The sequence below is a fragment of the Aquibacillus salsiterrae genome (assembly GCF_028416595.1).
Lineage (GTDB): Bacteria > Bacillota > Bacilli > Bacillales > Amphibacillaceae > Aquibacillus_A > Aquibacillus_A salsiterrae.
The window spans coordinates 115272-129307 of record NZ_JAMQKC010000004.1 but is presented as its reverse complement, the minus strand read 5'-3'; the positions used below and the strand labels follow the sequence as shown (position 1 = coordinate 129307).

The 14036-nt window shown below is 42.2% G+C and carries 12 protein-coding genes; 7 read left to right on the top strand and 5 right to left on the bottom strand.

The features are described from left to right. Positions 1 to 193: 193 nt before the first annotated feature. Entirely contained in the window at positions 194 to 2053 is a 1860-nt protein-coding gene (locus NC799_RS07220) for an LTA synthase family protein (protein WP_272445720.1), read from the top strand. Positions 2054 to 2160: 107 nt separating this feature from the next. Here the strand turns inward: NC799_RS07220 and NC799_RS07215 are convergent, their stop codons facing one another. Next, positions 2161 to 2391, bottom strand: coding sequence for a hypothetical protein (locus NC799_RS07215; RefSeq protein ID WP_272445719.1), 231 nt, complete (start codon positions 2389 to 2391; stop codon positions 2161 to 2163). A 70-nt stretch (positions 2392 to 2461) separates the two neighbouring features. Here NC799_RS07215 and NC799_RS07210 point away from each other — a divergent pair, with 70 nt between their 5' ends. The 6 genes from NC799_RS07210 to NC799_RS07185 all read left to right on the top strand — a co-directional run bounded on the left by NC799_RS07210 (position 2462) and on the right by NC799_RS07185 (position 10084). Then, positions 2462 to 3790, top strand: a complete 1329-nt coding sequence (locus NC799_RS07210; RefSeq protein WP_272445718.1) for an N-acetylmuramoyl-L-alanine amidase family protein — start codon at positions 2462 to 2464, stop codon at positions 3788 to 3790. Positions 3791 to 4036: 246 nt separating this feature from the next. After that, entirely contained in the window at positions 4037 to 5572 is a 1536-nt protein-coding gene (gene murJ, locus NC799_RS07205) for a murein biosynthesis integral membrane protein MurJ (protein ID WP_272445717.1), read from the top strand. Further along, positions 5569 to 6453 carry a PIG-L deacetylase family protein gene (locus NC799_RS07200; protein ID WP_272445716.1) on the top strand — a complete coding sequence of 295 codons (885 nt, stop codon included), beginning with the start codon at positions 5569 to 5571 and terminating at the stop codon, positions 6451 to 6453. Before murJ ends, NC799_RS07200 begins: the two co-directional genes overlap by 4 nt. A 3-nt stretch (positions 6454 to 6456) precedes the next feature. Beyond that, on the top strand, positions 6457 to 7509 hold the full coding sequence (locus NC799_RS07195; protein ID WP_272445715.1) for a GNAT family N-acetyltransferase: 1053 nt from the start codon (positions 6457 to 6459) through the stop codon (positions 7507 to 7509). Positions 7510 to 7770: 261 nt separating this feature from the next. Continuing rightward, on the top strand, positions 7771 to 8823 hold the full coding sequence (locus NC799_RS07190) for a glycosyltransferase family 4 protein (RefSeq protein WP_272445713.1): 1053 nt from the start codon (positions 7771 to 7773) through the stop codon (positions 8821 to 8823). 193 nt (positions 8824 to 9016) lie between these two features. Further along, positions 9017 to 10084, top strand: coding sequence for a glycosyltransferase family 4 protein (locus NC799_RS07185; RefSeq protein ID WP_272445712.1), 1068 nt, complete (start codon positions 9017 to 9019; stop codon positions 10082 to 10084). A 210-nt stretch (positions 10085 to 10294) separates the two neighbouring features. Here the strand turns inward: NC799_RS07185 and NC799_RS07180 are convergent, their stop codons facing one another. From NC799_RS07180 to NC799_RS07165, 4 genes are all read right to left on the bottom strand, one after another. Next, positions 10295 to 11776: a hypothetical protein gene (locus NC799_RS07180; protein ID WP_272445711.1), complete on the bottom strand. Its 1482-nt coding sequence runs from the start codon at positions 11774 to 11776 to the stop codon at positions 10295 to 10297. Then, positions 11769 to 12194 carry a divergent PAP2 family protein gene (locus NC799_RS07175; protein ID WP_272445871.1) on the bottom strand — a complete coding sequence of 142 codons (426 nt, stop codon included), beginning with the start codon at positions 12192 to 12194 and terminating at the stop codon, positions 11769 to 11771. Before NC799_RS07175 ends, NC799_RS07180 begins: the two co-directional genes overlap by 8 nt. Before the next feature lie 70 nt (positions 12195 to 12264). Next, complete coding sequence (locus NC799_RS07170) at positions 12265 to 13242, bottom strand: lysylphosphatidylglycerol synthase transmembrane domain-containing protein (protein WP_272445870.1); 978 nt, start codon at positions 13240 to 13242, stop codon at positions 12265 to 12267. Then, positions 13242 to 13982, bottom strand: a complete 741-nt coding sequence (locus NC799_RS07165; protein ID WP_272445710.1) for an SDR family oxidoreductase — start codon at positions 13980 to 13982, stop codon at positions 13242 to 13244. The genes NC799_RS07170 and NC799_RS07165 overlap by 1 nt, the downstream gene beginning before the upstream one ends. Positions 13983 to 14036: the final 54 nt, after the last annotated feature.

Here is a 14036-nt window from a genome sequence, read left to right as displayed (position 1 = left end):
TTCCCGTGCCGCTCGTGCCCTCTCACGCAACCCGAGGCCCCACAACTAGCCAAACAACTGGTTTGTTAACTTTAAAATTTGTCACGCAGTCCCCGTGCATCAATTTCCCCATTAATTACCATAAAAAGATTTCACATTTTATTTACATTCTCTTTACATTTACTTATCATTAAGTAAGTGAAGGAGTGTTAGAATGAGAAATTACTTTTTCTTCTTTTTAATAATGATGACAATCAAAGTTATCATGCTACGAGCGACATTATTTGAAAATTATAATATAGCCATGAGTGTATGGTATGAGATTAGTATCGTCGCGCTTCTTTTTGCGGTTGTTGAACTATGGCAAAGAAGAGGCAAAGTAATTTCTTACCTCGTGATTGATATGATACTCTCAAGCGTTTTTCTCGGAATGGTCGTTTACCAGCGTTATTTTGAAACGATTCCAACTTATTTTGACTTACTGCAACTCAACCAACTTGGCTCGGTAAGTGATAGCATAGCACTACTCATTAAGCCAACTGATTTTTTGTATTTTGCTGATATTGGACTACTTATTGTAGTTGTCCTTCTGATAAAAATAAAAGGCTACCGCATGACAAAAGGTATTTCAAAACCGGTGGCAGCTTTCGTTCTGATGAACGCCCTGCTCATTTCAACGATTAACTTTACCTTTTATAGCAGTGAGCGTATCATGGACCAGACGCTTTTTTCAGAACAACACGGGATATTAAACAGTCAGATGATAAAAGCTTATGCAGAAAATAAACCAACTGCATCTTACGTTTTTGCCACAAAGGATGCAGGCGTGCAAACCGATGAAATAAGTAGAATTAAAGGAAATATCCCGGTAAAATTCACAGACCACAAGTATTTCGGTGCAGCAAAGGATAAGAACCTGATTGTCATCCAAGCCGAATCACTGCAAGACTTTGTGATTAACCTTAAAATTGACGGGCAGGAAATAACGCCGAATTTAAATAAGTGGGTCAAGGAGAGCTTTTATTTCACCAATGTATTCCAGCAAATTGGTGCGGGAAACACGTCGGATGCGGAGTTTATTATGAATACATCGATTTATCCAAAAGGTGATGTTGCTGTTTCCTCCTTAATCGATGGACAGGAAATTCCGAGTTTACCACGCATACTTGGAGAACAGGGATATCGTACGGCTACATTTCATGCTGATGATATCACCTATTGGAATCGCGACAAGTTGTATCCGGCACTCGGATTTGACGAATATTTTGCGAAAAATTATTTTGGCGATGAAGATGTTGTAGGGATTGGGCCGTCAGATGAAGTTTTTTATCAGAAGTCAATGAAGCAATTGAAAAAATTTCAACAACAAGGCCAGCCATTTTATGCACAGCTCGTGTCACTAACGAATCACACACCATTTGAAATGCCAGAAGATAAACAATACCTTGACCTCCCGGCAGAATATGAGGGTACATTAATCGGTAATTACCTACAGTCTGTTCGCTACGCCGATGAAGCGCTCGGTCAGCTGTTCCAATCATTGCAGGATGCTGGATTGTGGGACAATTCCGTTATTGCATTGTACGGTGACCACTCCGGTGTTCACGGTCGCTTGCTTCAGGACGAGGATGTGAAGCTGTTAGGTGATATGTTCGGCAGTCCTTATTCGTTAATCGACCGGTTCAATGTGCCGTTCATTGTCTATGCACCAGGTGTATCCGATAAAAATCCACAAGAAATTGAGACGACTGGTGGACAGCTCGATATGATGCCGACGATTGCAAACTTGCTTGGTGTAGAACCAAATTATGTTTACTTCGGTCAAAATCTATTACAATATGAAAATAACTTGCTTGGCATGCGGTATTATTTAGGGACTGGTAGCTTGTTTAACAACGACATTCTCTATACACCAGAGACGAGCAAGCGAACCGCACGTTTGTATAACATCGGTGATAAGGATATGGTAAGTAAAGTCGTTAACCCAGAAGACTATTTCGAGCAAAACGTCGACCAACTCCTTCAAATCTACGACTGGTCCGACGCCTACCTAAACTACCTGTTGGAAAAGTAAGCGGGGGAACGATTCTCCTTTGATGCGCGGTAAATCAGTAAGGTGAAGGGGGATAACACCCCTGTGAAACAGCGGCTAAGTGGGTGAAATCGGGGTCTCCCTCCCGTTTAAGTCCGCGCAAATAAATTGGTTAGGGCATGTGTTACGGTATCGACCGGGCGCATGCCTTTTTTTATAACAAAAACCGATATACAAGCCCGAGCGAGCGCATCCAACGGCCAAATGGTAACAAAAAACGTCTTAACAGCCAAGTTTTTTAAAAAAATGGTAATTATTCCCCATCCTTCCATCAATCCACGCTGCAAACGATTGATTATTTTGTCGAATGATGTCGTCAATTAGCTACTTCCCTTCTATAATAGAATAGTAGACTAGCTTTCTAGAAAAACATAAATAAGGGGAGAAACCATGGAAAGACGGATATTACATATGTTGACAGTCATCGTTGGGGTGTTGTTATTCGTTACACCAGTCCAAGCGGCTGGGGGAAAGCAAGTCATTCTTGATCCTGGTCATGGCGGTAAGTTCACCGGGACAGCAGGCTATTCCGGCAACAAGACAGGGTACTATGAAAAGGATGCCAATTTAGCGGTTGCACGGAAGCTTCGAGACATCCTTGTTAAACAAGGGTTTACGGTTAACATGACAAGGGAAACCGATCAGGCGTTTGCAACGACCCAATCCGCCGATTTACAAGAAAGAGTGAATAGAGCCAATCAATTGGCAGAGGGCAATCGTGAGGATAGTATTTTCATTTCGATTCACCATAATGCTCGTGAGGATTCGAGTGTGCGTGGGTATGAAACCTACTATTTTGATATCGCGAGCGGCATTAACAAGAGTTATCCACCTGACCCGGTGCAAGTGAAATTTTCACCAGAAAGTCGAAAGCTAGCGCAAACAGTCCATAGCACGATGCTTAACAATTTGCCAGTAAAAGAAGGTGTCGGGATTGTGCAGAACAACCTGTTTGTCACGAGAAATGCGCAAATGCCTTCCGTACTTGTTGAATTGGGTTATCTGTCAAACCCTGATGAGGAACGTTTGCTTAAGACAGACGCTTTTCAACAACAGGCTGCAGCAGGCTTAGCTGAAGCAATCAACAGTTATTATGCTGGGTATGATACGCGTAAAATTGCAAGCACCGGGAAAAAGTATAAAGTGGTCCATGCATCCCAAGGTGTGCTGTACAGTTCCTATGGATTAGGACAAGCCCTTGATTATGCGAAAAAATGGAAGAACACGTCTGTATATCGTATGTTATCAGGTGAGCTTGTGTGGTCAAACTATTTACCAGAAGTGTATGAGGTAAGACATGCCTCGCAAGGTAAATTATTTGACTCCTATCAGCTCAAGGACTCGCTTGCCTATGCAAAAAAATGGAAAAATACGGCTGTCATAAACGTGGAAACAGGTGAATTGATGTGGTCCAATTATCTGCCACCGGTATATGAAGTAAAACATGTAAGCCAAGGTGTCCTATATCAAACGTATACGCTCGACCAAGCAGTCGCATATGCAGTAAAATGGAAAAATACGTCTGTTTACAGCATAGATGATGGAGAACTCTTCTGGTCGAACTACATGAGTGCACCATATGAGGTTGTCCATCTGACAAAAGGTGAGTTGTTCGAGTCGTATCAGCTAGATGAAGCAGTTAACTATGCGAAAAAGTGGAGCAACACCTCTGTTATTAATGTGGAAACGGATGAAGTATTGTGGAGTAATTATCAATAGTAACAACCCGAAAGAATGTGAATCAACACTGATTTGCATTCTTTTTTTAGGAGAAAAGAAAGTATAAGAGGATCCAAGAGCTGTATAGCCCCGGGCAAGGCGCGACTTGCGCTTTTCTTAAACAAACCATCATAAATAGAAACATTTTCGTCTAACCTAGGAATATGTTCAGAATTACGATGAATTGTGATAAAATCAAATATAATATTGCATATAGTAGTGCCTGACATGAAAGAGGTATGTAGCTTGAAATCAAAATTAGGACTTGCGAGTGTACTGTTTATCGGTGCATCGCTTTTATTGAAAGTATCCGGACTGATCCGGGATATGGTAATTGCTTATTATTTTGGGGATAGTTATATCGCTGATGCCTATTTGGCCGCGTTTATTATCCCAAATATGTTTATTTTATTTATGACAACCGGAATGAAAAACGCATTCGTACCAAGTTACATAGAAGCGTTAGAAGAAAACCGCGGTAACTACCATTTTGGTCAAGTAATGAAAGGGACCAATGTGATTAGCCTCGTTGTTACTGTGCTCGGAATGGCGCTTGCACCATACTACATCCCACTTTTATACCCGGAATTTAGTGCTGCTGCAACGGAGATTGCGGTGTGGGTGTCGGTTATTTTCTTTGCAACAATTATGTTTGTTGGGATCAATGCGGTGCTTGAAGCCTATTTTGATGCGAAAAATAAATTTTCACTATCGATGGTCTCGCAAATTATCGTGATCGTAGCCTCGATTTTGGCTGCCTTTTTGTTTGCAAGACAAATTGGACCGTATTCGCTTGCGCTAGGTTATACGGTCGGTACGGTGTTATCGCTTCTATTTAAGTGGGTGCTCATTCGACCTGCCAAAGCTGTCATCGATTTAAACGGAAAGCTCGACTGGCTTGAGGTGAAACATTTTTATTTCGTCTTTATCCCTGTCGGCTTAACGGTTGCTGTTGGCCAAATTAATTTAATGGTTGGTACGATTTTTGCCAGTCAATTCCAAGAGGGTGCCGTTACATATATTAATTATGCGAAAAATTTAGTCCACATGCCCCAAGGAATCTTTGGCGTAACGATTGCAACGATTATTTTTCCAATGCTATCAAAAGCAATTGCCACCGATGACAACAAGTTATTCAAAAAAGGAATTGAACAAGGCTTAACGACGATGTATTTCATACTTTTGCCGTCAATTGTTGGTATGCTCGTACTAATGCCGAATATAATTGCCTTGCTTTATCAGCGCGGGGAATTTACGACAAGTGCGACAATGGCGACAACTCAAGTTGCTTACCTATACTTTGGGTCTGTGTTATTTTTTAGCTTAAATAATGTGATTAATAAAGGGTTTTATTCGTTAAAAAAAGGAAACCTAATTTTGATGATTAGTTTGACATCAATCTTATTAAATTTCGTCCTCAACTATATCTTTACCGCTTGGATTGGTTACCGAGGGATACCACTGGCAGCCTCTGTCAATGCATTGTTTTATGTCGGGGCCCAGCTTGTTATTTTTCTAAAACTAGTCGGTGGATTAAATTTGAAAAAAGTAACGATCGAATATATAAAAATAACCGCGGCTGTTCTCGTGATGGTTGCAGCTATTTTGCCAATCAAACCAATCATTAATGACTTGTCTAATCTCATGCAAATTGTTATTGTTGGGGTAATTGGTGCAATCGTTTATGTCGCAGGTGCGTATGTGACAAAAGTAGAAGCCTTTCAGTTTGTTTGGAAGAAATTTGTAGGTAAAAAGGGCAGGAAAAGGGAGTCAACGTCATGAACGTCAAAGAGTTGATTATTAACATGGTAAAACCAATAAATATACCTGTGACGAAACTGATTTTAAAGAAGCACTATCAAGCCAACAAACCATTGTCTGGAACGAATAATGCGATGCGGGTACTAATCCTTGCACCACATATGGATGATGAAACGATTGGCCCAGGTGGGACGGTCCGACTTCATGCAAACGAAGGTGCTGAAATTCATTGTGTTTTTATCACGGATGGTTCCAATAGTGTGTCCGATTTGCCAAAGGAAGAGCTGACCAAGGCTAGGCAACAGGAAATCGATAGCGTCAAAGATATCCTTGGCCTAACGGCGATTCATTATATGGGCTTACCGGATGGCAACGTGACAAGTAATGAGCTTTCGCAACACAAACTAAAAGACATGATTATGAAGATTAATCCAGATCTGATTTATTGTCCACTATTTGTTGACGCACACCGCGATCATACGGCGACGGCTCAACTCTTAGCGGATACACTAGAACAACTGCCTGCTGTTGACTGTGCGATTCGACAGTATGAGATAAATTGTGCGATTCCGCCCGAACAAATTAATTGCATCGTCGATATTAGTGACGTTTATAATGTGAAAGAAGCAGCGATTGAGAAGTTTGAGTCGCAAGCGATAGCGTTTGATGGTTTTTTGGCACTGAACCGAATTAAAGCAAATCTCGTGACGCAGCGGATAGTTGCGGTTGAAAGCTTTTTGGAGCATACGACAGCTAACTACAAGCAGCATGCCAAAAAAATCAACCAAGACACGTACAACTTCTCTAAGCTGTTTAAACAAATTAACCGAACCGATACGCTGCTTTGGGCAATTTATAAAAATTTGAACGTGAAACAAACGATATATCGAAAGAGTAGATAAGGAATGGTGGCAAAAATGGGAATTCGCATGTATAAAGCTGGGGATGAAGGTCAAATCCAAGCGCTTTTTACCAAAGTATTCAATAAGCAACGCTCTATGGAAGAGTGGCAGTGGAAGTATATCAATGCCCCAGGTAAAGACAACCCGTGGATTCTCGTTTTTGAAGAAAAAGAAGCAATTTTGGGACACATAGCGCTGTGGGTTTTCGAAGTGTATGTTGACGGAGAAATGAAAAAGGCGGGACTGCGCATCGATACGATGGTCGACCCAGCTGCGAGAGGAAAAGGGATTTACCGCGAATTAAACGAGGCAATGATCGAGAAGGCAAAAGCGTCTGGAATCTCGATTTTACATGGATTCCCTGCACCAAAGGCGAAAGAGCTGTTGCTTCAATACACAGATGGCGTCTACGTAACCGATATTTCTAGGTATTACATGGTGCTTGAGCCTTGGAAAATTGCAGCAACCATTACGAAAATCATCAAACCGTTTACGATTTTGGATGGACTATACCGAATGTATCGCTTGCGGAAAGTGAAGCTTCATTTACCAACCGGTTACCTGTTCGAAGCGGTCGAACAGTGTGACGCGCGTTTTGATGTGTTAGCAGATAAGACAAAGATGCTAAAACCTGTTATGATGAAGCGGGATGCGAGCTATTTAAATTGGCGCTACGTTAAGCGGCCAGGCCACAACTATACGATTTTTACATTAGTAAAAGATGAAGAGCTGCAGGGTTATATCGTCGTAAAGAAGGAAACAATGAAGAAGAAAACTGGCGAGTTATCGCTCGGCTATGTTGTCGACTGGCTTGCAATCGATGACGAAAAAAATTGGGAATATTTAATCCAAGGTGCGCTTACCTATTTAAAGGACACCGATTTAATCCAAGCGTGGAGTTTTCCGGCCAATCAGATGGTACCTAAGATGCATTATTTTGGGTTAAAAGAACGAGACCGCCCGATGCCTTTTATTGTTCACCATTTAGACACAGACGAAACAGTACTAGATGCAGCTAATTGGTGGTACACCCAAGGCGATGTAGACTCTTTTTAGCCTACATGCCTGCGGGTCTTGCCTGTCAGGTCTAGCAAGGCGCGCCTTGAGCTTTTCTTACTATTTTTGATATGGGTAAAAAAATAGATTGAAATTTTTAATTTAATTTCTTATAATTAGGCAGAATGTAAATTAGCATAGGGGCTTGTATGCATCATGCTACGTACTATTTTTTGAAACTTTTAACAAGCAAGCAACGTCTATAAAACTAGCAGGCAATGAAACAAGTTATCAGGATTTACTTTCCTAGGAGGATTCATGATGGGATTTTTGGCTTTATTATTATGCTTTATTGCATCGATTTTACTAACACCACAAATTAAAAAATTGGCGATTCGCATCGGTGCTGTTGACCAGCCGAATGCAAGAAAAGTTCATGTGAAAATCATGCCGAGATTAGGTGGTCTTGCCATCTACATAAGCTTCGTGCTTGGTATTGTTTTATTTTTACCAGGAAGCTTAGCAGAAATATGGCCAATTCTAATCGGTTCTTTCATCATTACGCTTGTCGGTGTACTTGATGATATGAAAGAACTTTCAGCTAAAACAAAGCTTGGTGGCCAGTTGTTAGCTGCTATTATTACGGTTCTTGGTGGCGTTCAAATCGATTTCGTGACACTACCATTTGTAGACCGGATTGAATTTGGCTATTTCGCGATTCCGTTAACCATTATTTGGATTGTTGCCATTACTAATGCGATTAACTTAATTGATGGTCTAGACGGGCTTGCAGCTGGAGTATCATCGATTGCTTTAATTACCATCTCAGGGATGGCGATATCGATGGGAAGTACGGTTGTCGCACTCTTAGGTCTAATTATGTTAGGTAGTACACTTGGATTTTTAATCTATAATTTCCACCCGGCGAAGATTTTCATGGGTGATACAGGCGCACTTTTCTTAGGGTATATGATTAGTACACTGTCTGTTATGGGTCTTTTCAAAAACTTAACGGTTATCTCGTTAATTGTGCCAATTATTATTTTAGGTGTACCTATTTTGGATACGGTGTTTGCGATTATTCGACGCATTATTAACCGAAAGCCATTATCGGCACCAGATAAATTACACCTGCACCACTGTTTAATTCGTCTCGGCTATACACACCGCCAAACAGTAATTGCTATTTATGCCCTTAGTGCTTTATTTAGCTTAGCTGCTGTAGTATTCACGGAGGCAACGGTGTATGGCTCGGTTATCACGCTAGTATTACTACTAATTATGATTGAACTAATTGTCGAAGTAACTGGCTTAATTAGTGACAGCTACCGCCCAATATTAAACCTAGTCAAAAGCACAAAAGTAAAGAAATAATCATCAAAGCACTTCCTTACTACTTTAGGAAGTGCTTTTATTTTTTGCAAAAAATACAAAATTATACATGGAAGCGGAGGAATCGTTCGTGCGCTTTTGTTCTTACAATAACTGCTTCCAAATTTTGAACATCATAGTTCCTTCACCATTTAGCCATATTAACGGTAAATCACAATTAAAAGTAGGGATATATATGTTTGAAATAGATGAGCTGGTGATTGCTTTCATCATCTCACTCGTTGCGACATGGATCCTGACGCCGCAAGTGAAGAAATTGGCGGTTCTGATTGGTGCGATGGATGTACCAGACCACCGAAAAATTCATACTGTTGTGACGCCGCGATTAGGCGGTCTTGCGATTTATCTCGGTGTTATCGCTGGATTCATCTATCTTCAGCCAACGTTCACATATTTTTGGCCAATCATGATCGGGACCTTCGTTATCATCATTACCGGAATACTCGATGACATCTTTCAACTAAAACCCGTTTATAAACTGGCCGGACAAGTAATTGCCAGTGGAATACTCATATATTCTGGGCTATTAATTGAAAAAATAACCATACCAATAATTGGGATTGTTCCCTTAGAATCGTTTAGCATATTAATAACTTTTTTGTGGATTATTGGCATCACAAACGCGATTAACTTAATTGACGGGCTCGATGGTTTGGCGTCTGGCGTGACAACGATCGCACTAACGAGCATTGCTGTCATGGCTTTTGTCGATGTCCGAGTGGCCGTTTTTATGTATTGTATCGTATTAATTGGCAGTAATTTTGGATTTTTATACCACAATTTTCATCCAGCGAAGATTTACATGGGAGATACGGGCTCGATGTTTCTCGGCTATTCAGTCGCGGTGATTTCAATCTTAGGACTGTTTAAAAATGTCACCCTGTTTAGCTTCATTATTCCGATTATCGTGCTCGCCGTCCCGATCTTCGACACGCTGTTCGCGATTGTTAGACGAGCCTTTAAAGGTGAAAATATTATGATGCCGGACAAGTTTCACATTCACTATCAATTGCTCGCGGCAGGCTTTAGTCACCGGATGACCGTTTTAATCATTTATGCATTTAGTACGGTGTTTGGCGTGTTAGCGATTTTATTTTCCAATGCGACGCTTAGTGCATCACTAATCATAACGCTCATTGTCCTCGTGTTATTGCATATTTTTGCCGAAATCGTTGGTGCAGTAAATGGCAAAAAACCTGTATTACGCATGCTCAGAAAAACATTAAATAAAGTGAACAAATAAAAAGCCAAGGGTGTAGGTCAAGAAAAACTACCCCTTGGCTTTTTGGTAGAGTTTTAAAAAGATTTAGAGCTGTCTAGGTTCAGTGCCTAGTCCCTCGGGGTCATAAGACAATCCCTTTGAGCGCCACGTCAGGTCTTGTCTTATGCCTGTCGGGACTAAGCAAGGCACTGGCGCTTTTCTTGTCTAACAATATCAATCCGGTTCGATAAGCTACCTATCGCCCTTGTCGAGCTGTACAAATTGTTTATCTTTATTTTCTTCCATTAAATTCACAAAGCTCTGATGATACCTTGTCGCAGGGAGAGGGCGGACTTGTAGATACACGCCTTTTGCTCTGTTTGGTGTCACGCGTTCGATAAACGTAGCAACGGATTCTTTCTTTTTAAAATAGGGGAGTTGATACACTTTAATATACTGCAAATCAGTGCGCAAATAACGGGCGTGGATATTTTCAAGCGCGACAATACTTCCGCTCGGGATTTGCTCGAATGTTTCCAATACATCTGCACGAGTTGCCCCGTATTTATCGGCCTTACTGATCGCTAAACTGTACGTATCATACAAAATCGTCATGATAAACGTACAGCCAAACAGAAGCACTACCGTATTGCGCCACCGCCGAAAGCTCTTACCATCAAGCTTGGCAATCCACCCGACAATCGCAAGCCATAACATCACAGTTGACGGACCGAGTAAGCGGAAGTTAAACGGATCGAATTGCGAGCTCCAGCGCATGTACACAATCGCGACGAAATAAATGACGCTCACGAAAAAGAATAACGCAGGAACAAGCATGCGCCTCTGTTCCACGGTAAAAAGGGCTTTAATAAATGTTGGCCGGATAAACAAGACAATCGCACCGACTAAGACAACGATACTAGCAGTGAAAAACTGTTCCTTACTGATGCTAAATAAATTAAATTCAGCAACCATCGCATCTGTTAGCATTCGCCAAAATTCACTGCTCGTCTCAGGCCGCGGAATGCGCTCCATCCCGGTAAACTGTCCTGTTTCTAGATAATTTTTCGATAAATAAACCGCGGCAAATAGAATCGGAATTATCCCGGTGACCCAGCAAACGAGCATCGCTTTCCACTCGCGTTTGAACAAATAATAAAATCCAATCAGTCCAATGATGCAAGCCCCGATCAAGCCAATGTATCTTGCCATAAATAAAAACACAGCGGCAAATAGCATCTGCACAGCAAAGATAAATCTCCTCATTGTCATGTACCGGGAAATACCGTAAACGAGCCAAATCAATCCGAAGATGAACGGCACTTCTGACCACGTATAGGCAAATATTTCCGTTGCTGTGCTGATAAAAAATACGAATGCGACGAGGCCTGCGCGGTTGCCAAACAAACGTTCAAGTAAGATCAGACAAAGTCCGAATAACAAGCTATTAACAAGTTTCGCTGCCCAAAACACATCCATACCAGAAATCGATGCAACGCCAGCAATTAATAGTGGGTATCCGACAGGCCATGTGGCAAAATAACCACTCATTTGCGGGACGAGGTCTGTCGTCGTCATCCCATTCCCGTTTAACATGTTTTGCGCAAGCTGAAGGTAATGGGCCGAGTCGGACGATAGGTACCCGTTTGTGTCATAGTAGCCTTGGACAAAAATGTAAATACTGTATCCGAAAAATAAACAAATAAGCCATGTGCGATGTAGTCGATTAATCACCGACAATCAGCCTCCAACCAACAAAGAGGACGAGGCTGCAAATAAAGCCAACGACAAGCCCGCCAGCAATTTCAAGCTTCGTATGGCCCATGCGCTCACGCAGCATAACGCGCTCCTTTTGCCCATCTGTCAGAGTATTGACAACAGTTGCTTGCTTCCCAACAGCAATCCGCAGGCCTGTCGCATCAATAATCGTAATAAATAAAAAGGCGACACCAATGCCAAACGCAGGGGAAAACCACCCCTCGCCAAACCCAATTAAAAAGACCGTCGCAGACACGGTCGATGTGTGGGTGCTCGGAAAACCACCATTTCCCATATGTAAACGAGCATCCTTGCCATGTCTAATCATGTTAATCAAAAACTTCAAACAACCAGATGCAACCCACCCAACAAACGGCGCAACAAAATATGGCATCCAAACCATCCTTTCGTAGAAGCGGAGGGACGACTCTTCCGCTTCCTAATTATTACAAAAAATTCCTAGCTTAGCGTCTTAAAGTAGCACGAGAACCGCCCCCATGCTCCCGCCGCACAAGTCGTTTTCTTGTTAATACAAAAATGATGATACCAAGTACAACACCGAACCACAGTGTCACAAACCGAATTAATAATGAAATGGTTACGGCTAAATTTGCCTCGACACCGAAGTAGATTAACAATCCGGTGATGCTTCCTTCTGCCGCACCGAGCCCACCTGGAATCATTGACACTGCCCCGGCGATTGTACCTAAGCTAAACGTCAAAATCGAAGCAACAACGGACATATCGACATCGAACGCCTGTAAGATGACAAACAAACTCAAGCACTCGAACAACCACGCAACGAAGCTAATCACAAACGCATAAACTAACTTTTTCCACTGTAAAAGCTGTAACGTGTGCTCATAAAAGTCGTGGAACATCCCCCGGAAGCGGCGTAGCTTGTTCGGGACGGTCACCCATTCAATTAGACGAAACAGCAACTTACGTCGTTGCAGCAAGATAAAAAATAAGACAATAGCAGCAGCAAGTACGACAACAGAAGTAATTCCAAGCGGATAGACCGTCATCCCGATACTAACTAAAGCAAGCATCGCGAGCACATCCGTTAGTCTGTCGTAAAAAATAACCGGAATCGACGCAGCATAGCTGACACCCGCTCTTTTTTCCAAATAATAGCCTTTTAACAGCTCGCCGGCTTTTCCTGGTGTAATCGACATCATCAAGCCGATGAAAAAAATTGCCGCATTATCGAAAAAACCAATCGTAAACCCTGACCAGCGCGAAAATACATGCCATTTCCACAAGCGAACGAGGTAACTGATAAAGGTCAAAATAAAGGCCAGGAGCAACCATTCCCCTGGCATCCGCCGAATCGTATCAAGTACTTTTTGCAAATCAGCAAACAGTAAAAATCCGGCTACGACAAGGACGCCAACGACGAGCCCTGTCAACAGCTTCGGAACTAAACGTGCACTCTCCATCACAAATCGGTCCGCTTAAAGATTTTTTCAGGGATAAGTTTAATAATCCCCATAATAATCAGCCAAAACCACGGTGTATACACGACTTCACGCCGAGCCGTAATCCCATTTGCAATGTCGCGCCCAACCGTAACAGGGTCGGCGAGTAGCGGTCCCGGCTCAACTAGACCGTACGTCATTTTCGTATCGACCATGCCAGGCTTAATCGTAATGACGTGGACACCAGCCCTGTGCAGGCGATTACGCAGCCCTTGCAAATAGACAGATAGTCCAGCTTTCGTCGAGCCGTAGATGTAATTGCTTTTCCGACCCCGGTCACCAGCGACAGACGAGACGGCACAAATAAACCCGGCACCGCGCTGCTCAAAGTAATTGGCCGCAATATTTAACATCGAAACGGCCGATGTGTAGTTGACATCAATCATGTTTCGCGCCACGGCAAAATCATGTTCGGCAAGCTTCTGGTCATCCATTGCCCCGTACATGAGCAGAACACCATCGAGCACATCAACACTACCAACAACATCGTCAAAAAATGCTTTATGCCCAGCAAAATCAAGTGCATCAAACTCCCTAACTTGCACATCGACTTGGCTACGAATGTTTATATCATTCTTTAAGTCTTCGAGCTGCGATGGATCGCGACTCGTTAAAATAAAATGTTTTCCCTTATCAGTTAATTTCCTAACTGTTGCCTGCGCAATCGTCGAATTAGCACCTAGCACAAGTATAGAGCCCATTCTCATCACTCCTTAAAATTTGTTGGGAGACGGTTATCCTGCTCCCATTTCGAG

What these genes read in the sequence shown, in the direction of transcription:
- NC799_RS07220 (WP_272445720.1), top strand. Translation starts at nt 194, where the DNA reads ATGAGAAATTACTTTTTCTTCTTTTTAATAATGATGACAATCAAAGTT.
- NC799_RS07210 (WP_272445718.1), top strand. Translation starts at nt 2,462, where the DNA reads ATGGAAAGACGGATATTACATATGTTGACAGTCATCGTTGGGGTGTTG.
- NC799_RS07200 (WP_272445716.1), top strand. Translation starts at nt 5,569, where the DNA reads ATGAACGTCAAAGAGTTGATTATTAACATGGTAAAACCAATAAATATA.
- NC799_RS07195 (WP_272445715.1), top strand. Translation starts at nt 6,457, where the DNA reads ATGGTGGCAAAAATGGGAATTCGCATGTATAAAGCTGGGGATGAAGGT.
- NC799_RS07190 (WP_272445713.1), top strand. Translation starts at nt 7,771, where the DNA reads ATGGGATTTTTGGCTTTATTATTATGCTTTATTGCATCGATTTTACTA.
- NC799_RS07185 (WP_272445712.1), top strand. Translation starts at nt 9,017, where the DNA reads ATGTTTGAAATAGATGAGCTGGTGATTGCTTTCATCATCTCACTCGTT.
- NC799_RS07175 (WP_272445871.1), bottom strand. Translation starts at nt 12,194, where the DNA reads ATGCCATATTTTGTTGCGCCGTTTGTTGGGTGGGTTGCATCTGGTTGT.
- NC799_RS07170 (WP_272445870.1), bottom strand. Translation starts at nt 13,242, where the DNA reads ATGGAGAGTGCACGTTTAGTTCCGAAGCTGTTGACAGGGCTCGTCGTT.
- NC799_RS07165 (WP_272445710.1), bottom strand. Translation starts at nt 13,982, where the DNA reads ATGGGCTCTATACTTGTGCTAGGTGCTAATTCGACGATTGCGCAGGCA.